Source organism: Spirosoma rhododendri (assembly GCF_012849055.1).
GTDB classification, from domain to species: domain Bacteria; phylum Bacteroidota; class Bacteroidia; order Cytophagales; family Spirosomataceae; genus Spirosoma; species Spirosoma rhododendri.
On record NZ_CP051677.1, the window covers coordinates 5440304 to 5459481 of the forward strand.

Below are 19178 nucleotides of genomic sequence, written 5' to 3' on the forward strand. Positions count from 1 at the left end.
AGTTGTAAAGTTGCGGTTCCCCGCAGGGACTGGCACATCCATCACCGGCGATAGCAACTTCACGACCTTATAACTCTACAACTATCCAACCATCCAACTCTACAACTTTAAAAAAATGCCTACTCTATACCTGATTCCGACGCTACTGACCGACGATACGGCCAATCTGGTGCTGCCCCCGGTTATCCGCGACGTGATCGAAAGTACCGACGCTTATTTTGTGGAAAACGTCCGGTCGGCGCGTCGCTTCATCAGCGGACTGAAAACCAGCCGGGTAATCGACCAAACGACGTTTTTCGACCTGGACAAAGACACCCCGCCTGCCGACACCCGCCGACAGATTCAGGAACTCATGGAGCGGAAACGCAACGCGGGCGTACTGTCGGAGGCCGGTTGCCCCGGTGTAGCCGACCCTGGCTCGGTGGTGGTTGGCTTCGCCCACAGCCTGGGTTGGAAAGTTGAGCCGCTGGTTGGTCCATCGTCGATTCTGCTGGCTCTGATGGCATCGGGGATGAGCGGTCAATCGTTTATTTTCCACGGTTATCTACCCATCGACAAGCAAGACCGGGGTCGGGCGATCCGGCATCTGGAGAAAGAAGCGCAGCAGCGGCAGCAAACCCAGATTTTCATGGAAACGCCCTACCGCAACGACGCGCTGTTTGCGGATATTCTGGCCAACTGTCAGCAAAATACGCGGCTGTGCGTAGCCTGTAACCTGACGGCCCCCGACGCCTTTGTCCGCACGATGAGCATTCGGGAATGGAAATCGAACGTACCCGACCTGCGCAAAAAACCAACCGTGTTTCTACTTTTGTAAAGTCAGTTTACGGTATCTGGTTCACGGTTTACAGTATTCACCGTCCTATCAGCGTCTGCCTTTGGTAAGGTGCACCGTAAACTGAAAAGTGACAACCGTACTCTCCTGCCAATGATTCAAGCGTTTGAATTTTCGCCGTTTAGTGAGAACACATACGTCATCGCCGACGATGCCACGCGCGATGCCGTTATCATTGATCCCGGTTGCTACGAACAGGCAGAAAAAGAAGCGTTGAGCCGGTTTATCGACGAGCATAAGCTGACCGTTCGTTATCTGCTGCTGACTCACGCGCACCTCGACCACGTCTTCGGTGTCGCCTACGTCAAACGTAAATACAACGTCAAAGCCTACCTGCACGAGCTGGATCAGGTGATTTTCAACGACGTGCCGACCCGCTGCGCTGTCTACGGATTGCGGGGCTACGAGCCGTCTGAAATTGACGAACACATCAAGGAAGGCGATCAGATCAAATTCGGAAATACGGTGCTCGATGTGGTGTTTGTTCCGGGCCACGCCCCCGGCCACGTTGCCTACATCAACCACGCGGAGCGCTACGTGGTAGGGGGCGATGTGCTGTTCAGCGGCAGCGTCGGCCGGACGGATTTGCCCTATTGCAACCACGCCGACCTGGTCAACAGCATCCGTACGGAGCTTTACACCCTTCCCGACGATTACGTGGTGTACCCCGGCCATAACGAGCCGACAACCATCGGGAAGGAAAAGCGGTCAAACCCCTTCGTACGCCCATGAAGCTGCTCCGCCACCTGCCCAACGCCATGACCTGCGGCAACCTGCTATGCGGTTGTATCGGTATCGTGATGGCGATACGCGGCCACCTCGACACGGCCGCGTGGCTGATTCTGCTGGCGGGTGTCCTCGATTTTGGCGATGGGTTCGTAGCCCGGATGGTCAACGTGTCCGGCCCGTTCGGCAAAGAACTCGACTCGCTGGCCGACGTCGTTACGTTTGGGGTTCTGCCATCCATCATCGTTTTCCAGCTGATGTGGTTTCAGAACCTGGACATCATCTCGTACAGCGCCTTTCTGATTGCGGTACTGTCGGCGCTTCGGCTGGCGAAGTTCAACATCGACACCCGGCAGAGCGATCAGTTCATTGGGGTGCCCACACCTGCCAACACCTTGCTGATTGCGGCTTTCCCACTGATGGAGCGTTACCAGCCGCAGTACGATGCACTTTGGAAAAACGATATCGTCATGGGCGCGTTGGTGGCGTTTTCGCTGCTGATGGTCACCGAAATCCCGCTGCTCGCCCTGAAATTCAAGTCGTTTAGCTGGGCAGCCAACCAAACGAAATACCTTTTCTTACTGACATCGCTGCTCCTGTTGCTATTTTTGCAGTTCGCAGCACTTCCGCTCGTCATTATTCTTTACATAGCCGTTTCACTTTTTTCCAATGGCGAAAGAGCGAAAGAATGAAATCGGACCGTCGAAGCGGAGCGAAAAGGCTACCGCCAGTACAATCGCTCTTTCATTCTTTCGCTCTTTCGCTTTTCACCACATGAAATACATCGCTGAAATTGACATTATGACCCGCGCCGAGATTCTTGATCCGCAGGGTAAAGCCGTTAAACTGGGTCTGCACAATCTTCAGATGGACTCCATCGACAACGTACGGATTGGCAAGCACGTGCGGCTGGAAGTTGATGCCGACTCGGAGAGCGGAGCCCGCGAGACAGTCGATGCAGCCTGCCGTCAGCTACTGGCGAACCTCATCATGGAAGACTATTCCATCGAACTCCGCCCCGCCTGATTTTTTACCGACAGGATTACAGCCAGACCGCCAGACTGTAATCCTGTCAATTCAATCTCGTTTTTGTACTTTTGTCGGTAGTTTTATCGACAAATGACAACGACTTATTCGCGGATTACCGGGCTGGGTTTCTACGTCCCCGACAACGTGGTGACTAATAATGACCTGACCCAATACATGGAAACGTCGGATGCCTGGATTCAGGAACGCACCGGCATCAAGCAACGACGCTTTTTCACCTACGGCAAAGATACCAACGCCAGTATGGCCACGGCCGCGTCACGAATGGCGCTTGAGCGGGCCAGTCTGGACGCCAGTGCCGTCGACCTGATCGTTTACGCCACCCTCTCCCCGGATTACTATTTCCCCGGTTCGGCATTTCTGATGCAGCGCGAACTGGGACTGGAAGGCTGCGCCGTTATCGATGTCCGGCAGCAATGCTCCGGCTTTGTCTATGCGCTTTCCATCGCCGATCAGTTCATCAAAACGGGCATGTACAAGACGGCCCTCGTTGTGGGGTCCGAGATTCAGTCGACGCTGATGGACAAAACGACGGAGGGGCGTAATGTTGCCGTAATCTTCGGCGATGGTGCGGGTGCCGCTGTAGTGCAGGCCACCACCGACCCCGACCACCGTATTCTGTCGACCCACCTCCACGCCGACGGCCGGTATGCGGAAGATCTATACCTGAAAGACCCCGGTAGCAGTCGCGAAGGTCACTTCATCAACGCTGAAACGGCCGGCTCACCCGATAGCAGCGTTGTTATGAATGGCAATGCTGTTTTCAAACACGCCGTTGTCCGGTTCATGGAGGTTATCAACGAAGGCTTGTCGGCCAACGGGTACCAGGCCAGCGACGTTGACCTGCTCGTACCGCATCAGGCCAATATTCGTATCTCTGAATACGTCCGGCAGCAAATGGGCCTGCCCGAAGACAAAGTATTCAACAACATTCAGCAGTACGGTAACACGACAGCCGCATCGATCCCCATTGCCCTTACCGAAGCCTTCGAGCAAGGTCGTGTCAAGCCCGGCGATCTGATTTGCCTCGCTGCCTTCGGTAGCGGCTTCACCTGGGGGTCGGCGCTAATTAAATGGTAGAATGCCTGAGTGATAGAATGATTGAATGGGCTGGTGCAACCAAGAGAGTTTGCGCCAGCCCATTCAATCATTCTATCACTCAGGCACTCAATAATTCCCAATTGACAGCATAACCAACGTGCAGGCTTCGATCGGCTCTATGCCCACCTGCTGCAATTCCTTCTCAAATTCCGGGTTCTCCGTGCCGGGGTTAAAAATAACCCGGCGAGGCTTCAGCGCCTTTACATACTCATACAGATTGGCCTGATTGCGCGTACCAACGTACAACGTCACCGTATCGACATCATTCAGCGCAGGTTGCCCGGTCTGAATCGAGCGCCCCTCTATCGTGCCCGGCCGGAGCCCCACCAGTTCGACTTCATGCCCATGCCGTAGCAAACTTCGGGCAGCCTGATTTGCATACCGGCCTACGTTCTCCGTTGCGCCGATCACAACCGTTTTTCTATGATTCACATTCATCTATCTGCTGTAGTCTAAATTGGACTCCCTTATCTTTCTGTCTTAAACAGGGCGTTTCTTCCACGGGTTCTCGACTACTAATCGAAAATTATTTTTGTTTATATTCACTTAAACGAGATATGTTATTTTTGACCCTGAATATGACACTGAGTGCTGCATAAAGTATACTAAAGTCATTTTATTGTACTATATCCGTATATCTTAGACTAATTACAGTACGGCGGTCATTATTTCTGTTTAGGTTTTATATTAAAAATGTAAACAAAAAACTTAATCTCAAGTAAAATCATTAACGTGCATTGTTGAACATTTTCAGGTAGTCATACTATGAGTGACCGGAGAAACCAGAACTTCTGGAATGAAAAGTGGGTACCCATCGCTTTCGATGAAGTAGAAAACCCACCTCGTTATCAGGTATCAAACTATGGGCGGCTACGCAGCTTTCAGGCCGGCGCGCGCAGCAAAGCCGGTGACGAAAAGCAAGCAGTGACCGGCACCATTATAAAAGGGTCGACCATTCAGGGCTATAAGTCGTTGAACATACGCGCTGAGGGCAAGACGCTGAATCGCTACGTTCACAAACTAGTGGCCGAGCATTTCTGCGATGCGAAAAACGCAGACAACACCTTCGTTATCCATCTTGATTTCGATAAGCAAAACAACTTCTACCAGAACCTGAAATGGGTGACGAAAGAAGACATGATCGAGCACAACCGGCAGAACCCGAACCTTAAAGACCGAACGGTGAAGCGGGCGACGAGCAATTATAAATTGACGGAGAGCAAAGTCAAGATCATCAAAAAACTGCTGCGAAACGACAAGAACCGGCTGAAGATGATCGCCAAGCAATTTGGCATCACCCATACACAACTCAACCGGATTCGGTCGGGCGAAAACTGGAAACACGTTCAGATCGACGAAGTACAGGTTATGAACGAGCCAAAAGTTAAACAGCTGGAACTGACCCGTTAATCAAACGGGCCTTGCAATAGGGGTTGGCACTTCTGCTATCGGCAACGATATAAAGAAGGAAGTGCCAACCCCTTCTGTTGTTTCAAACCAGATGTTTCCACCGGCGTGTTCGACACCCCGCTTGGCAATGGCGAGACCAAGCCCGGAACCGCCCCGTTTGGTACTGAAGTTCGGCAGAAATACCTTAGCCTGAATAGCTTCGGGGATACCGGCACCGTTGTCGTGTAGCTCGATACGTACGGACTCTTCGTGTGTGTACACCCGCAACTCAATCGTAGGCTTGCGGTCGGCGGGTACCGATTGAATTGCGTTGATGAGCAGGTTCGTCAGGATTCGCCCAATAAGTTGCCGATCCCCGATTACCATCAGTGGCCCATTGGCAATCTGCCGGCTCAGACTAATCCGCTGATCGTCGGCGTACAGGTCAGCCGCTTTGTTGATAACCGACGTTACTTCGAACGTCTCGTTCTTCGGCATCGGCATCTTGGCGAAGTCAGAAAACGAGGTCGCAATGTCGCTCAGGTTATCAATCTGATCGAGCAGCGAGTCGAACGTGCGTTGCATCACCCGGCGCGTAGTCGCATCGTTGGCTGGGCGGGCAGTGGCAGTGGCGGGTTGCATGCCGGGTAGTGTCCGCTGCAAATGCTGAAGCGTTAACTTCATAGGCGTCAGCGGATTTTTGATCTCGTGGGCCACTTGCTTCGCCATCTCCTGCCACGCCGACTGCTTCTCGGTCTGCGCCAGTGCCAGCTTGTTTTCCTGAAGTTTCTCCAGCATCCGATTATACTCCCGGATCAGCATACCGATCTCGTCGTCGGAGCGCCAGGGCAGGGTTTCGTTTAGCTGGTCGAGGTTTGTTTTGCTGATCTTTCCCGTCAGAATTTTCAGCGGTTTGGTCAGTAGGATTGATGCGAAATACGACAGGATCAGGAAGAACAGAAACAGGATCGTGAAGATGCTCAGCGCCGACGAAATCACCTCGATCAACTGCTGATCGAGTTCGGGCTGGGCGTAGAAATAAGGTACGCCCAGAATACCCAATAGCCGCCCATCGAACGACTTGATACTGGCGTAGGCGGTGCTGTACTGCTTCCGGCCTAGTGATTCGCTGAGCAGCACCTGATTCTCTTTTTCTTCGACTAGGTGAACGTATGCCTCCGGGTTTATCTGCTTTGAGAGGTAGCCACTTTCGTAGATCAGTGGGCGGGTCGAACTGTACAGGCGTCCCTGCGGATCATACAGATTCAGGTCTATACCAGCGTCACGGGCCAGTTTGCCCAGCTCTTCCTCGACCGATGCTTTGCTTCGCCGTTCGGTTTTGGCCTCGTCAAGCGCCGTAACCAGATTGGCAGCCACGTTGCGCGTATTAGTAACGTAGGTGTTTTCCTGGTTGGTGATGTAGTTGTTACTGATGACCGTCAGAATAATGACGATAACCAATACGAGCGGCAGGAAAAACGCCAGGTTCAACAGAATCTGAATCCGGGTCGAATAGTTGATGCTGAACCGCGACCGGCTGTAGTGAACCGCGTACAGGATAATGACGACGATGACGGTCAGTACCAGCAGCAGGTACAGGAACGAGAAATTGGAGAACGCATTCTTAAGTGGATACCCAACCGAAGACACCACGACCAACTGCCCACCTTTCCCCCACAAACCGACGTGACGCCCCTCGTTGACGACGATGCCCGTCTGGAACAGGGCCGGATCTGTCAGCATCGACAGGGGCATTCGGCGCTCGTAGTTATAGCTGCCCGCGCTGTACAGCAGTTTGGGCAGTGGTTTGCCACCCGGCCCCGGACCGCTGTAAATCGCGTAGCTGTATTCCGGCATGTCGGGCTGCTGAATAAAGCGCGTATCGACAAGTTGCTCCGGGTACGGGCTCTCCGGCCGTTCGTTCTGCAACCGAAAATCGATCACGACATACCCCAGCGTATCGGCGGTACGAACCGAATCGGCGGTGCCCCGAATCGGAATAAAACAGACGTACTGTTTAAAAGACTGCTGCGTTGCTTTGTTGAGCAGGTAGATACCCGGGTAAGCGGTCTGGTAGGTAGGCTGGCGGTACAGGTTGTTCAGGGCCGTCAGTCGGGTAGCGCCGGGCAGCACATCGGTAGGTTGCCCATTGGCCCGAAACGACATCACGTCAATGGTATACTTATCGAAGTACCGGTCCAGATACACGCCTTTTACCCGGGCCTGTATCTGCTGCCGCTGAAACTTCAGCGTGTCGTTGCGCAGGGTCTGGGCAATGTCGGTATCGGTGGCAATGGCCTTCTGGGCTTTACTCATCAGGAATTCGCCCAGTTCATCGTTCTCAGCCAAAATCCGACGCCCAAACGCCTGTTTCTGCGTCAGTTGCTTGTGTAACTCCTGTTGGTAAACGACGTAAGCGGTAGCAGCCGCCGAAACGAACGCAGCCAGAAACAGATAAATCGAGGTCTTGTACCGAAACATGTACAACGACCGTGGGAACTGATACCGGTACAGTAATAGCCAGTAAATACCGTTCAGAAATAGGACCGGCTCCATGGGCAGCCCCGCCACGTAGACCCACACAAACGATAGGCCCGTACCGATAATCAGCCACAGCAGACCGCCCCACCCCACCCGGTTGAACCGAACAAACAGGCTGGCCAGCAGATGCGTCAGCAGAAAATAGATTGTCGAGATTGAAATGAAGATCAGCAGACACGCCACTTTCAGGACTGTAAACTGAATGCTGAGCGTAATGTCGAGCGTGAACTGCGACTTCTCGTAAATGTTGTTGATTTCGGCGTAGCAAACTGTAAACACCGCATACCCCAGTATAACCAGCACGATCGACAGCCCCTGCCGCGCCCGGTCGGGCAGTTGCAGCAATCGGCTGTACTGCCAGGAGCGATAATAGTTATTGACCCAATACAGGGCCAGCATCAGCACCACAATCGAGTTGAGTAACAAATCGCCCAGCGACGGCACCAGCGCCGATGATTTGTAGAACCGGGAGTTAAACAAATCCGATTCGACGAACAGAAATGGTACCCCGAAATACAGCATCAGCGCCCGCAGCACGAGCAGGTAAGTCGCCAGCCAGAGAAAGCCCCAGCCGTACCGACGCGCCTGCTGAAGCTGTATCATAATCTGGAATACGTACAGCCCCAGAAAAATTACGCTCAGCGCGGCCAGAATAATCGTATTGACGGGCGTCGTTTGGTTCTGATAAGCGAGAACCTTGGGTGGTACAACCGAGAACAGAAAGATCGGCGTGTTGTCGTAAATGACCTGATACGGCTTGCTGCGATCGTCGGTGATGGCCGTCGGATCAGTGGCAAACAAATCGGGGTTATAGCCGGAATGCAGGTAGCTGTTGTCGGTGCGGTACTGCCGGTACACATTCACCAGCGAAAACACGTTTAGCGTGTCGGCATTACGAATAACCCGTTGCCTGCTGACGATGTATCGCCCCCCATCAAACGAAACCAGCCGGGGGTATGTAATCGTGGCGATTCGATTGTAGTCAGGAATAAACTGATTGTCAGACCAGTACAGCAAACTGGGCGGACCTGCCTGTCCCCGCTTCTTTTGAAAAATGTAGTATGGAAACCGGCTTTGGCTGCTCAGGTTACGGAATGTTAGCGCAGGTACCTGCTGTAGGCGGGTGGTCATCTGCTGTAGTTCGTCGGAACTAACCCGCATTTCGTCTTTCACCCGCTGCTGCACCGCACTCAGATACTGCTCATCGGCCGCGCCGGGGGCATTCTGCTCCAAAAACCAGTAGCAGAGTACCGACAGCGCAAATGCCAGAATAGCCAGTACCAGAAAGATATGTTGCTCAATTCGCTTCACAGGCCTTCAAAAGGGAAGGTATTGCAGTCAATGGATAAAAAATCATGCCAAAATCGGCGAAAAACTGGTTTCACACCTCCATCAACACCGTTCAGTTAGCCACCGACGTACCTTTTTCAACGGTAAATCCACCCGGCTCATACCCGATCTCAACCCCCAGTACGTACAGTAAATGTTTGCGATCAATAATGACGCGCACTCCTTCAACGTTATAGACCTCGTCAGTCGGACCGGGCAAATCGAAACCCAGCAGCCAGGACGCCCCGCAACCCCTCCGCGAATACCGACCCGCAGGCCGTATTCCGCCGGAATTTTGTTGGCGCGTAAGGTGTCGTGAATTTGCTGGCGGGCCGTTTCCTGAACGGTTACGGGTTTGTCGAGCATGACGAGTAGGTAGTAAAGAAAATCGACTGTCGGCCACAAAGTTGGGCATGGCAGTCGCTGGACAAATTTATCATTTTTCGTTTACGCATTCATTGTCTTTACATGGAACTTCTGAGTGACTTTTTAAAGCTGATTATTCCGGCCGCGCTGGTACTGTATGGGATGTACGTAACGGTCAGGCTACTGCTCGAACGCGAAGCCGATCGCTACCGTCACGATACCAAAACCCGTTACACCGATGCCGTGGTACCGGTGCGCTTGCAGGCCTACGAACGAATGGTGCTGTTTCTGGAGCGTATCAGCCCCAACAATCTGCTGCTGCGGCTGGGTAACAGTTCATCGTCGGCGCTCGAACTACAGCAGCGACTGTTGCAGGAAATTCGGGACGAGTACAACCACAACCTATCCCAGCAGGTGTACATGAGTCAGGATGTGTGGGACCAGATTCAGACGGCGATGAACGAAGTAATTACACTCATCAACCAGGCGTCGGGCGACATCCGGCCCGACTCTCCCCCACTCGAACTGTCGAAGCGGATTTTTGAGCGTATCATCCAGAAAGACAAGATGCCGACCACAATCGCGCTGAAAGCCGTCAAGGAAGAAATTCAGACCATGTTTATGTGAGTACGGGAAAAGCGGGGAAATGTGAAAGGCAGCGATCAGCTGCCTTTCACATTTCCCCGCTTTTTTCTCTATCCTAAAAACACCCCCGTCGATAGCTGCATGGCTTCTGCGAACGCATCCTGATTCAGGGGCAGACTGATGCCTTCGTCGGTTAACGTCTGAATAATTTCTTCCGTGGGCAGATTGCCCGTCAGGTGGTCAGCTGCCATCGGACACCCCCGAAGCCGCGTAAGGCCCCGTCGATCCGCTGCACACCCGCCCGCAGCGCTGCCCGTACTTTGTTGGCGGCCTGACCCGGCTCGGTGTGCAGATGCGCGCCAAATTCAATTTGCGGAAAAGTCGTAATCAGGTGCCGAAACAGAGCGTCTATATCGTCGGGGGTCGAACTACCGACCGTGTCGGACGGAGCAATGATCGAAACGCCCAGATCGGCCAATTCAGCCACCAACGCACCCACCTGCTCAGGGCTATAGGGATCGCCATACGGGTTGCCAAACCCCATCGACAAATACACGACCAGTTCGCGCCCGGTCGACTGACAATGCGTCTGCATATAGCGCACGTCGTCGAGAGCCTGCGCGATTGATCTGTTGGTATTGCGCTGCTGGAATGTCTCCGACACCGAGAGCGGGAAGCCCAGGTACTGAATCTGGGGATGGCTCATTGCCTCGTCGGCCCCGCGCTGATTGGCAACAATGGCCAATAGCTTTGTCTTCGTCACCGACAGGTCGAGCCCGGCCAGCACCTCGGCGGTATCGCGCAGCTGCGGCACGGCGCGGGGCGATACGAAACTGCCAAAATCAAGCGTATCGAAACCCACCCGCAGCAGCGCGTTGAGGTACTGAATCTTTAATGCTGTCGGCACGAAATGCGCCAGCCCCTGCATCGCATCACGCGGACATTCGATCAGTTTCATCGGCGGGTGATGGGCAAAGAGCGGGTCAGAAACGCCAGTACAATCATCACCAGCGAACAGATCGCCAATCCACCGGCTTCGCGGGCCAGTTCGATATTCAGACTGCGCATACCCATCTCGTTGAACAGAAAGCCTTCAAATTGGGGCGGCCACTGGTACATGGCTGCAACGGCAAACAGCACCGCCATCCCGGCCAGAAACCACCAGCGCGCCAGCCCCGACCAGGTCATGAAGCAGGCCAAAGCCGCCAGTCCGTAGATCGGTATCCACACTTCCGGGTCAGGATCGTTGTATTGCAGGGCAGCAAACAACACGAACAGCAGCCCGAATACGAGGGAGATGGTTTTGCGCATGGCGAGTTTGTAACAGGTTTAATGTTTAAGGTTTAAAGTCTAACGTTAAAGCCCGATGCTACGATCAACCTTTAACGTTAGACTTTAAACCTTAAACTAATTCGAACAATACTGCGCTACGGCGTTGGCAGCGTCGGCGTAGCCAAGTTGCTGGGCTTGCTTCAGGCTCAGACATCCGCTTTCGCGCTGATTCTGCACAATCTGCGCAATACCCAACCCGTAGAACGCTTTGCCAAATTTCGGGTCGGCAACGACGGCCTGCTGAAAATCAGCGACGGCCCCAGCCAGGTTCTTTTGCTGAAAGTACAGATTACCCCGATTATAATAAGCCAGTGCGCTTTTAGAGTCAAGTTTGATAGCCTGCGAAAAGTCGGTGATGGCGGGCTGAATCTGGTCCTGCGTAGCAAACAACTGCCCCCGGTTCAGGTAAATTTCTGATGCCATCCGCTGACTCGTATCGGGGGCCAGCCGAATAGCGTCGGAGTAATCTTTCAGGGCACCCGTCAGGTTATTCTGCGCGACCCGCATCAATGCCCGGTTGTAGTAAGGCCGGTACGAATCGGGGTTCAGCTTAATGGCCTGATCGTAGTCGAGGGCAGCGTTGGCATATTCCTTCAATTCGAAATAAGCGACGCCCCGCGTGTTGAACGCTTCCGCGTTGTCATCATCGGCTTCGACAGCCTGATTCAGCACCTGCAAGGCGTCCCGAAATTTGCCGTCACGCATTAATTTACGTCCCTGTTCAACAAAATCATCCGACGATGTGCAGCCGAAAGTCAGTGCCGAAACGAGACTCAATACACCAAGTAACTTCTTCATTATTAACCAAAGAGCGAAAGAATGAAAGAGTGAAAGAGCGATGGATTGAGCGGACAATGGCCTGTCGCTCTTTCATTCTTTCGCTCTTTCGCTCTTTAAATTTCACCAAAGGTAAGGGCGAAATTTGGTCGTTCGCGCAACATTCGCTTAACTTTGCATCGGCAAATCGGTGCTACCAGCTCCTGCTGAATCCCCCAGGTCTTGACCGAAGCAAGGGTAGGTGGTCGTAGCGGTGAGACATTCGATTTGCCATTTTTTTTTGCCCTTTTGGGCGGTAACGCAGTCTCCGACCCGTCTTTGGTTACGTAACTAGTCGCACGACTGCGCGTAACCATTGCATCTTATGGACCTGCTTACCCAACTGACTGACGCCTACCACCAGTCATTCCCCACCGATCAGTCTCCACTGGTTATCTGTTCCCCCGGCCGTGTCAATCTGATTGGCGAGCATACCGATTACAACGAGGGTTTCGTTCTGCCAGCCGCCATCGACAAGGCAATCTATCTGGCAATCGCCCCCCGCTCCGACGACCGGATTCACGCGGTAGCGCACGACCTGAACCAGACCTATGAAGTGGCCCTGTCTGAACTTACACTGACCAATTCCTGGATGGATTACCTGCTGGGCGTTGTTGCACAACTCCGTTTGGCTGGGCACACAGTTGGCGGGTTCAACTGTGTCTTTAGCGGCACCATTCCGATCGGGTCGGGCCTGTCGTCGTCGGCCGCGCTGGAAAACGCGGTGGGCTTCGGGCTCAATGAACTTTACGAGCTGGGTATCGACCGGATGACGCTGCTGCGTATGTCGCAGCGGGCCGAAAACGAGTTCGTCGGCGCGAAAGTGGGCATCATGGATATGTTTGCCAGCATGATGGGACAGGCCAACCACGTGATCAAACTCGACTGCCGCTCGCTGCAATACGAGTACGCCCCCCTCTCCACCGACGACATCCGCATCGTACTGTGCGACTCGCAGGTGAAGCATTCACTGGTAACGTCGGAGTACAACACGCGCCGGGCCGAATGCGAATCGGGCGTGCGCTTCCTGAAAACCTTCTACCCCGACATTCACAGTCTGCGCGATGTGACGATGACGATGCTCGACACGCACCTGCGCGACGCTAATCCGCTGATCTACAAACGGTGCTCGTACGTGGTTCAGGAGAACGCCCGCGTGGTCGATGCGGTGCAGGCGCTGGAAGCCGACGACCTCGATACGTTTGGTCAGTTGATGTACGGTTCGCACGCCGGATTGAGCGAAAAGTACGAAGTAAGCTGCCCCGAACTCGATATTCTGGTCGACATTGCCCGGAATCAGCCGGGGGTGCTGGGATCGCGGATGATGGGTGGTGGCTTCGGCGGCTGCACAATCAATCTGGTGCAGGTATCGGCCATTGAGCGCTTTGAGGCCCATATTCGGCACGAGTACAAAGAGCGCACCGGGAAAGACACGCTGATCTACGTATGCAGTCTGCAAGACGGTACGCACCGGATGAACTGATTAAGTTTGTGTATTCTTCCGACCATAGCGGGAATCTTCTTTACTTTTGCCAACGGAATCTGCTGATTCTGTTTAGTGTCGGTACTGACAAACACTCCTTACCATGAAATTTTTCATTGACACGGCCAATCTGGCCGACATCCGCGAAGCCCAGGAAATGGGTATTCTCGACGGCGTAACCACCAACCCGTCGCTGATGGCGAAAGAGGGCATTACAGGCAAAGACGCCGTAATGCGGCATTACAAAGAGATTTGCGAAATCGTTAAAGGCGACGTAAGCGCCGAGGTGATTTCGGTCAAATACGAAGAGATGATCAAGGAAGGCGACGAACTCGCTGAACTGGATGAGAACATCGTAGTAAAAATTCCGATGACAGCCGAAGGTATCAAAGCCATCAAATACTTCTCGGAAAAAGGTATCCGCACCAACTGTACGCTGATTTTCTCGGCAGGTCAGGCCCTGGTAGCAGCCAAAGCCGGTGCATCGTTTGTATCGCCTTTCGTTGGTCGTCTGGACGATATCTCGACCGACGGTATGGAGCTGATCGCCCAGATCATGACCATCTTCGGTAACTACGGCTTCGAGACAGAAGTACTGGCCGCATCGGTACGCGGCCCAATGCACATCATCCGTTGCGCTGAAATCGGTGCCGACGTGATGACGGGTCCGCTGAGCGCCATCAAAGCCCTGCTGAACCACCCCCTGACCGACAGCGGTCTGGCGAAGTTCATGGCCGATCACGAAAAGGCAAACCTGTCTGTAAAGAAGTAATTTCCCCGGACAGGATTACAGGATTGACAGGATTTTGTTTTTCACCAGCCAAAGCGACAGCTGCTGTTGATACTACAAACGAAATCCCGTCAATCCTGTAATCCTGTCTATTCATCAACGCTATGTTCTCCACCGATCCTGTACTGAGTTTCGATCACGCCGATATTTATCAGGGCGACCGGCTAGTGCTGGGCGATGTTACGTTTCAGATTCAGAAGGGCGATTTTGCCTACCTCATCGGCCGGACAGGCAGCGGAAAGTCGTCATTGTTGAAAACGCTGTACGCCGATCTGTTTCTACGTAACGGCAAGGGGCACATAGCGGGCTTTTCTCTTGAATCGCTCAAGCCGCGCGACGTACCGATGTTGCGCCGGAAAATCGGTATTGTCTTTCAGGATTTTCAGCTATTCACCGACCGATCGATTGAAGACAACCTTCGTTTCGTATTGAAAGCGACCGGCTGGACCAACAAAAATGACATCAACAACCGCATTGCCGATGTACTGATGCAGGTTGGGCTGGGCACGGCTCAGAAAAAGATGCCGCATCAGATGTCGGGGGTGAACAGCAGCGCGTCGTTATTGCCCGCGCTATGCTCAACGAACCACAGATCCTGATTGCCGACGAACCGACGGGGAATCTCGACCCCGCTGTTTCAGATCAGATCATGAGGGTGTTCCAGACCATCAACAGCTCAGGTACGGCTGTGCTGATGGCCACCCACAACTACGAACTGCTCAACAAGTACCCTGCCCGCGTCCTCCGCTGCCAGGATGGTCAGGTCATTGAACTAGCGGGGTAAACACAGCCCGTTGATTAACTGGCCAGCGGATTCACCACGATCAGGCCGGGTATGTGCACGAAGTCAGCAGTATTGTTAGTGTACAGCTCACAGCCATTCAACAAAGCCGTTGCTGCTATTATAGAATCGCCTAATGACATTTTCCGGCTTTGTCTCAGACTGATTGCTAAATCAATCACCTCATCCGATACTGGGATCGAGCTGGTTGTTGCAAACACGCCCTCCAAATACAATTTGTCGTCTGCTGTCAAGTGTCTGTAGCCGAGAACTTCCAGTTTTGTAATACCTGAAACGTAACTGTCTTTATGCATCAGGAGAGGCCTTAGAAAGGCGTACATATCACTGGCAGCATAAATAATCAAATTAGAATCCAGTACCCTCATTCTTCGTCTCGAAAAGGTAGTTTGCGATCCTGACGTGATTCACGCAGGTGAGCCAACAGTCCGTCTAAATCAATACCAGGGCTTCCCCGCATCACGCGCTCACGAGCAAGGGCTATTTCCTCATCCGACAATTGATTGACAGGAACCTGATTAGCCGGTGATTCTGTCTTTTTCAAATCAATCAGTTTCATATCGGCTAAATCCTCCAGCAGCCTCAGCGCTTTGGGATTGATGATATCGACCACGTATGTGTCCATCGGTTTGTCAGTCTGCTTCTTACGCAAGATACGAAAATCGAGTTGATCTGTTGTGCGCTACGGACTGGGCGCGCTGACGGGCAGAAATAATCAACAAGCATAGGGTATTCGGGGTTGAGTTAGGGAAATCAAACTCAACGCTATGACTACTATGCAGGACCCGCGACACCAATACCCCGCTCCTCCCTACCCGCAGGACGATCAAAATCACCCCGGTACTGAAGCCAAAATGACGCCCAAAGCCGATCACGGCGAAACGTCGTACAAAGGCAGCGGTCGGCTAGCCGGGCGTAAAGCACTCATAACAGGTGGCGACAGCGGTATCGGCCGGGCCGTAGCGATTGCCTTTGCCAAAGAAGGTGCCGACGTGGTAATCTCGTACCTCAGCGAGGACAAGGACGCGCAGGAAACGATTCGGCTGGTGCAGGAAGCGGGGCAGAAAGGCATCGCCATCGCGGGCGACATTCAGGAAGAAGCCCACTGCAAGCAACTCGTAAAGCAGACAATCGACGAACTGGGCGGGCTGGACATTCTGGTTATCAACGCTGCGTTTCAGATGGCGCACGATTCCTTCCTGGACATTCCCAACGACGAATTTGAGCGCACCTACCGGACTAACGTCTTTGCTATGTTCTACTTATGTAAAGCAGCCGTACCGGTCATGCCCGAAGGTGGGTCAATCATTAATACGGCGTCGATACAGGCGTATATGCCCGAACCGTCGATTTTGGCGTATGCCAGCACCAAAGCAGCTATCGTTAATTTCTCGAAAGGGCTGGCGAAAGAAGTGATCGATAAAGGTATCCGGGTCAACGTCGTAGCGCCGGGCCCGGTCTGGACACCGCTGATTCCATCGACAATGCCCGACGATAAAGTAAAAACGTTTGGTGAAGATTCATATCTGGGCCGGGCCGCACAACCCGTCGAGCTGTCTCCGATCTATGTGCTGCTGGCGTCGCAGGAAGCGAGCTACATCACGGGGATGGTCTACGGCGCAACGGGCGGGCGACCCATTGGCTAACGGTAGCCGGTTCATATTGACCCGATACAGGAACCGGTTTCGTAGCCGGTTCCTGTATTTTTGTGGCTTGCCCAGATTTATACAGCATGCGCGTTTTGCTTTTCCTGTTGTTGCTTCCTGCTGTCGCACTGGCGCAGCAACCCGCTGCCAAACGCATTCGTCGGCACGTTCGTTTTCTGGCATCGGACGCCATGAACGGACGTGGTACTGGTAGTCCGGAGAATGCCAGAGCGGCCCGTTACATCGATAATCAGTTCCGCCGATATGGCCTGAATCCACTCGGCACAAACGGATTCAGACAACCGTTCGTGGCTAAGGTTCGGCGGGTTGTGGTTCCCGACAGTCTGCGCCCGGCAGAGAATGTGATCGGCTTTCTCGACAACGGTGCACCTTATACTATTGTCATTGGGGCTCACTACGACCATCTGGGTATGGGTCGGCAGGGTAGTTCGCTGGATTCGCTGCCACAGGGCAAAATTCATAACGGGGCCGACGATAACGCATCAGGTGTTGCCGGTCTGCTGGAACTGGCGCGCTACTACGCAAACAACAACGTGAAAGAACCGTACAACCTGCTGTTTATGGCATTCGGCGCGGAGGAATTAGGCTTGCAGGGATCCCGCTACTTCCTGAACAACCCGACGTTACCACTCGCTAATCTGAACTTCATGGTTTGCATGGATATGATTGGCCGGTACAATCCCGACCGGGGCGTTGGCATCGGTGGCTACGGCACGAGTGATGCCTGGCCGACTGTATTTCAGGGCGTGACAAGCCCCATCAAGTTTTTCACCGACCGGGCGGGCAATGGAGGTTCCGACAACGCAGCTTTTTACGCTAAGCAGATTCCGGTGCTGTTCTTTCACACGGGCGGCCACCCAGACTATCACAAGCCAACGGACGACCCCGACAAGATCAACGTCGATGCGGAGAAGCACATACTCGACCTGGAGATAGCCTTGTTGAACCGGGCTATGCAGCAGCCGAAGATGGTGTTTACCGCAGTGAAGTAGGGCCAAATCTGTCTGCCTGTTATCTTTACCTGGCTTGTAACTAGTTCACACATGATTGACCGCATAACGATTGATCCCGCTATCTGTCATGGCAAACCAACCATACGGGGTTCCCGGTTGCTGGTAACGACTATACTGGAATTACTGGCCAGTAGGATGACTTGGGAGGAAATTCTTGCCGACTACCCCGCCCTTGAACAAGCTGATATTCAAGCCTGCCTGAACTACGCGGTTCGATTAGCCCAATTCCGTACCCTTCCGCTGGCAGCATGAAATTCCTGGTCGATGAGCACTTGCCGAATTGAACCAGTTTTCGCTCAAGGTTCGCTTTTGATCCGTGGCTCGTACAGTCGTCGATGGTATTCCATTTGACCGGTTTACAAGCGGACGCATTATCTTTGTCGCGCTTACTCCCCGACTGCTCGCATGGCCCAACCGACCCATCGTACTGCCCTCAGCGTCCGCCATCTGGTGGGCATCAAAGATCTTACTGAAGCTGATATTCAACTCATTCTCGAAACGGCCAGTCAGTTTAAAGAGGTCATAAACCGCCCGATCAAGAAAGTACCATCTCTGCGAGACATCACGATTGCCAACGTCTTTTTCGAGAATTCAACCCGGACAAGGCTGTCGTTTGAGCTGGCGGAGAAGCGATTGTCGGCCGATGTAGTAAATTTTTCTGCTTCGGGCAGTTCGGTAAAAAAAGGGGAAACGCTGCTCGACACGGTCAATAATATTCTGGCCATGAAAGTCGATATGGTGGTAATGCGGCACAGCAGTCCCGGTGCGCCCCACTACCTCACGCAGCACATCAAAGCCAACGTCGTCAACGCGGGCGATGGCACGCACGAGCACCCGACGCAGGCCCTGCTCGACTCCTTCTCCATCCGCGAAAAACTCGGCGACGTAGCTGGAAAGCGTATCGCCATCATCGGCGACATCACCCACTCGCGGGTGGCCCTGTCGAACATTTTCTGCCTGCAAAAGCAGGGTGCAGAGGTCATGGTGTGCGGACCCAAAACACTGATCCCCAAACACATGAATGCACTGGGTATCCGCGTTGGACATGACGTGCGCGAAGCCCTCGCCTGGTGCGACGTGGCCAACGTCCTGCGGATTCAGCTGGAGCGGCAACAGATCAAATACTTCCCCTCGCTGCGGGAATATTCGTTGTATTACGGCATCTCGAAACAGATGCTCGACGAGTTGGACCGGCCCATCGTACTGATGCACCCCGGCCCAATCAACCGGGGCGTTGAACTAACGTCGGACGCGGCCGATTCCGCCCACAGCATTATCCTCGATCAGGTCGAAAACGGGGTGGCCGTGCGAATGGCGGTCCTGTATCTGCTGGCGCAGTTGTAGTTGACTGACAGCACT

General features: G+C 53.5%; 19 protein-coding genes and 3 pseudogenes. 14 read left to right on the forward strand and 8 right to left on the reverse strand.

Annotated elements, in window-relative coordinates; genetic code table 11:
• The first annotated feature begins 115 nt into the window (after positions 1–115).
• The 5 genes from HH216_RS22825 (at position 116) to HH216_RS22845 (ending at position 3688) form a co-directional block, all read left to right on the forward strand.
• A complete protein-coding gene (locus tag HH216_RS22825; protein WP_169552958.1) occupies positions 116–817 on the forward strand; it encodes an SAM-dependent methyltransferase in 702 nt (233 codons plus the stop codon).
• A gap of 111 nt (positions 818–928) precedes the next feature.
• Entirely contained in the window at positions 929–1567 is a 639-nt protein-coding gene (locus HH216_RS22830) for an MBL fold metallo-hydrolase (RefSeq protein WP_169552959.1), read from the forward strand.
• Positions 1564–2253, forward strand: coding sequence for a CDP-diacylglycerol--serine O-phosphatidyltransferase (gene pssA / locus HH216_RS22835; protein ID WP_169552960.1), 690 nt, complete (start codon positions 1564–1566; stop codon positions 2251–2253). Before HH216_RS22830 ends, pssA begins: the two co-directional genes overlap by 4 nt.
• A gap of 82 nt (positions 2254–2335) precedes the next feature.
• Complete coding sequence (gene purS / locus HH216_RS22840; protein WP_169552961.1) at positions 2336–2587, forward strand: phosphoribosylformylglycinamidine synthase subunit PurS; 252 nt, start codon at positions 2336–2338, stop codon at positions 2585–2587.
• A gap of 93 nt (positions 2588–2680) precedes the next feature.
• Positions 2681–3688, forward strand: a complete 1008-nt coding sequence (locus tag HH216_RS22845) for a 3-oxoacyl-ACP synthase III family protein (protein WP_169552962.1) — start codon at positions 2681–2683, stop codon at positions 3686–3688.
• Positions 3689–3775: 87 nt separating this feature from the next.
• On the opposite strand, the gene HH216_RS22850 is transcribed toward HH216_RS22845, so the two are convergent.
• Positions 3776–4147, reverse strand: coding sequence for a CoA-binding protein (locus tag HH216_RS22850; RefSeq protein ID WP_169552963.1), 372 nt, complete (start codon positions 4145–4147; stop codon positions 3776–3778).
• Positions 4148–4474: 327 nt separating this feature from the next.
• On the opposite strand from HH216_RS22850, the gene HH216_RS22855 reads away from it, so the two are divergent.
• On the forward strand, positions 4475–5119 hold the full coding sequence (locus HH216_RS22855; protein WP_169552964.1) for an NUMOD4 domain-containing protein: 645 nt from the start codon (positions 4475–4477) through the stop codon (positions 5117–5119).
• On the opposite strand, the gene HH216_RS22860 is transcribed toward HH216_RS22855, so the two are convergent.
• Together HH216_RS22860 and HH216_RS26310 are read right to left on the reverse strand one after the other, a co-directional pair.
• Positions 5120–8950, reverse strand: a complete 3831-nt coding sequence (locus tag HH216_RS22860) for a sensor histidine kinase (protein WP_169552965.1) — start codon at positions 8948–8950, stop codon at positions 5120–5122.
• A gap of 91 nt (positions 8951–9041) precedes the next feature.
• Positions 9042–9334: pseudogene (locus HH216_RS26310) on the reverse strand (HesB/IscA family protein).
• 102 nt (positions 9335–9436) lie between these two features.
• Here HH216_RS26310 and HH216_RS22865 point away from each other — a divergent pair.
• Positions 9437–9961 (forward strand): DUF7935 family protein, encoded by a 525-nt coding sequence (locus HH216_RS22865; RefSeq protein WP_169552966.1) that lies wholly within the window; start codon positions 9437–9439, stop codon positions 9959–9961.
• A 68-nt stretch (positions 9962–10029) separates the two neighbouring features.
• On the opposite strand, the pseudogene HH216_RS22870 reads toward HH216_RS22865, so the two are convergent.
• The 3 genes and pseudogenes from HH216_RS22870 to HH216_RS22880 form a co-directional block, all read right to left on the reverse strand.
• A pseudogene (locus HH216_RS22870) lies at positions 10030–10877 on the reverse strand (hydroxymethylglutaryl-CoA lyase).
• Positions 10874–11230: a transmembrane 220 family protein gene (locus tag HH216_RS22875; RefSeq protein ID WP_169552967.1), complete on the reverse strand. Its 357-nt coding sequence runs from the start codon at positions 11228–11230 to the stop codon at positions 10874–10876. Before HH216_RS22875 ends, HH216_RS22870 begins: the two are co-directional and overlap by 4 nt.
• 96 nt (positions 11231–11326) lie before the next feature.
• Positions 11327–12049, reverse strand: coding sequence for a tetratricopeptide repeat protein (locus tag HH216_RS22880; RefSeq protein WP_254448574.1), 723 nt, complete (start codon positions 12047–12049; stop codon positions 11327–11329).
• Between the two features lie 343 nt (positions 12050–12392).
• Here HH216_RS22880 and HH216_RS22885 point away from each other — a divergent pair, with 343 nt between their 5' ends.
• From HH216_RS22885 to HH216_RS22895, 3 genes and pseudogenes are all read left to right on the forward strand, one after another.
• On the forward strand, positions 12393–13550 hold the full coding sequence (locus tag HH216_RS22885; RefSeq protein WP_169552968.1) for a galactokinase: 1158 nt from the start codon (positions 12393–12395) through the stop codon (positions 13548–13550).
• 103 nt (positions 13551–13653) lie between these two features.
• Positions 13654–14322, forward strand: coding sequence for a fructose-6-phosphate aldolase (gene fsa, locus HH216_RS22890; RefSeq protein WP_169552969.1), 669 nt, complete (start codon positions 13654–13656; stop codon positions 14320–14322).
• Positions 14323–14444: 122 nt separating this feature from the next.
• A pseudogene (locus HH216_RS22895) lies at positions 14445–15124 on the forward strand (cell division ATP-binding protein FtsE).
• Between the two features lie 14 nt (positions 15125–15138).
• Here the strand turns inward: HH216_RS22895 and HH216_RS22900 are convergent.
• The gene (locus HH216_RS22900; protein ID WP_169552970.1) at positions 15139–15507 is read right to left on the reverse strand and encodes a type II toxin-antitoxin system VapC family toxin; all 369 of its coding nucleotides are present in this window, start codon (positions 15505–15507) and stop codon (positions 15139–15141) included.
• On the reverse strand, positions 15504–15764 hold the full coding sequence (locus HH216_RS22905; RefSeq protein ID WP_169552971.1) for a hypothetical protein: 261 nt from the start codon (positions 15762–15764) through the stop codon (positions 15504–15506). The genes HH216_RS22900 and HH216_RS22905 overlap by 4 nt, the downstream gene beginning before the upstream one ends.
• Before the next feature lie 142 nt (positions 15765–15906).
• Here HH216_RS22905 and HH216_RS22910 point away from each other — a divergent pair, with 142 nt between their 5' ends.
• The 4 genes from HH216_RS22910 (at position 15907) to HH216_RS22925 (ending at position 19163) form a co-directional block, all read left to right on the forward strand.
• Complete coding sequence (locus HH216_RS22910; RefSeq protein ID WP_169552972.1) at positions 15907–16785, forward strand: SDR family oxidoreductase; 879 nt, start codon at positions 15907–15909, stop codon at positions 16783–16785.
• A gap of 86 nt (positions 16786–16871) precedes the next feature.
• Positions 16872–17798, forward strand: a complete 927-nt coding sequence (locus tag HH216_RS22915; protein WP_169552973.1) for a M20/M25/M40 family metallo-hydrolase — start codon at positions 16872–16874, stop codon at positions 17796–17798.
• A 51-nt stretch (positions 17799–17849) separates the two neighbouring features.
• Positions 17850–18071, forward strand: coding sequence for a DUF433 domain-containing protein (locus tag HH216_RS22920; RefSeq protein WP_169552974.1), 222 nt, complete (start codon positions 17850–17852; stop codon positions 18069–18071).
• Positions 18072–18224: 153 nt separating this feature from the next.
• Positions 18225–19163 carry an aspartate carbamoyltransferase catalytic subunit gene (locus tag HH216_RS22925; RefSeq protein WP_169552975.1) on the forward strand — a complete coding sequence of 313 codons (939 nt, stop codon included), beginning with the start codon at positions 18225–18227 and terminating at the stop codon, positions 19161–19163.
• Positions 19164–19178 lie beyond the last annotated feature (15 nt).

What these genes read in the sequence shown, in the direction of transcription:
- HH216_RS22825 (WP_169552958.1), top strand. Translation starts at nt 116, where the DNA reads ATGCCTACTCTATACCTGATTCCGACGCTACTGACCGACGATACGGCC.
- HH216_RS22830 (WP_169552959.1), top strand. Translation starts at nt 929, where the DNA reads ATGATTCAAGCGTTTGAATTTTCGCCGTTTAGTGAGAACACATACGTC.
- pssA (WP_169552960.1), top strand. Translation starts at nt 1,564, where the DNA reads ATGAAGCTGCTCCGCCACCTGCCCAACGCCATGACCTGCGGCAACCTG.
- purS (WP_169552961.1), top strand. Translation starts at nt 2,336, where the DNA reads ATGAAATACATCGCTGAAATTGACATTATGACCCGCGCCGAGATTCTT.
- HH216_RS22845 (WP_169552962.1), top strand. Translation starts at nt 2,681, where the DNA reads ATGACAACGACTTATTCGCGGATTACCGGGCTGGGTTTCTACGTCCCC.
- HH216_RS22850 (WP_169552963.1), bottom strand. Translation starts at nt 4,147, where the DNA reads ATGAATGTGAATCATAGAAAAACGGTTGTGATCGGCGCAACGGAGAAC.
- HH216_RS22855 (WP_169552964.1), top strand. Translation starts at nt 4,475, where the DNA reads ATGAGTGACCGGAGAAACCAGAACTTCTGGAATGAAAAGTGGGTACCC.
- HH216_RS22865 (WP_169552966.1), top strand. Translation starts at nt 9,437, where the DNA reads ATGGAACTTCTGAGTGACTTTTTAAAGCTGATTATTCCGGCCGCGCTG.
- HH216_RS22875 (WP_169552967.1), bottom strand. Translation starts at nt 11,230, where the DNA reads ATGCGCAAAACCATCTCCCTCGTATTCGGGCTGCTGTTCGTGTTGTTT.
- HH216_RS22880 (WP_254448574.1), bottom strand. Translation starts at nt 12,049, where the DNA reads ATGAAGAAGTTACTTGGTGTATTGAGTCTCGTTTCGGCACTGACTTTC.
- HH216_RS22885 (WP_169552968.1), top strand. Translation starts at nt 12,393, where the DNA reads ATGGACCTGCTTACCCAACTGACTGACGCCTACCACCAGTCATTCCCC.
- fsa (WP_169552969.1), top strand. Translation starts at nt 13,654, where the DNA reads ATGAAATTTTTCATTGACACGGCCAATCTGGCCGACATCCGCGAAGCC.
- HH216_RS22900 (WP_169552970.1), bottom strand. Translation starts at nt 15,507, where the DNA reads ATGAGGGTACTGGATTCTAATTTGATTATTTATGCTGCCAGTGATATG.
- HH216_RS22905 (WP_169552971.1), bottom strand. Translation starts at nt 15,764, where the DNA reads ATGGACACATACGTGGTCGATATCATCAATCCCAAAGCGCTGAGGCTG.
- HH216_RS22910 (WP_169552972.1), top strand. Translation starts at nt 15,907, where the DNA reads ATGACTACTATGCAGGACCCGCGACACCAATACCCCGCTCCTCCCTAC.
- HH216_RS22915 (WP_169552973.1), top strand. Translation starts at nt 16,872, where the DNA reads ATGCGCGTTTTGCTTTTCCTGTTGTTGCTTCCTGCTGTCGCACTGGCG.
- HH216_RS22920 (WP_169552974.1), top strand. Translation starts at nt 17,850, where the DNA reads ATGATTGACCGCATAACGATTGATCCCGCTATCTGTCATGGCAAACCA.
- HH216_RS22925 (WP_169552975.1), top strand. Translation starts at nt 18,225, where the DNA reads ATGGCCCAACCGACCCATCGTACTGCCCTCAGCGTCCGCCATCTGGTG.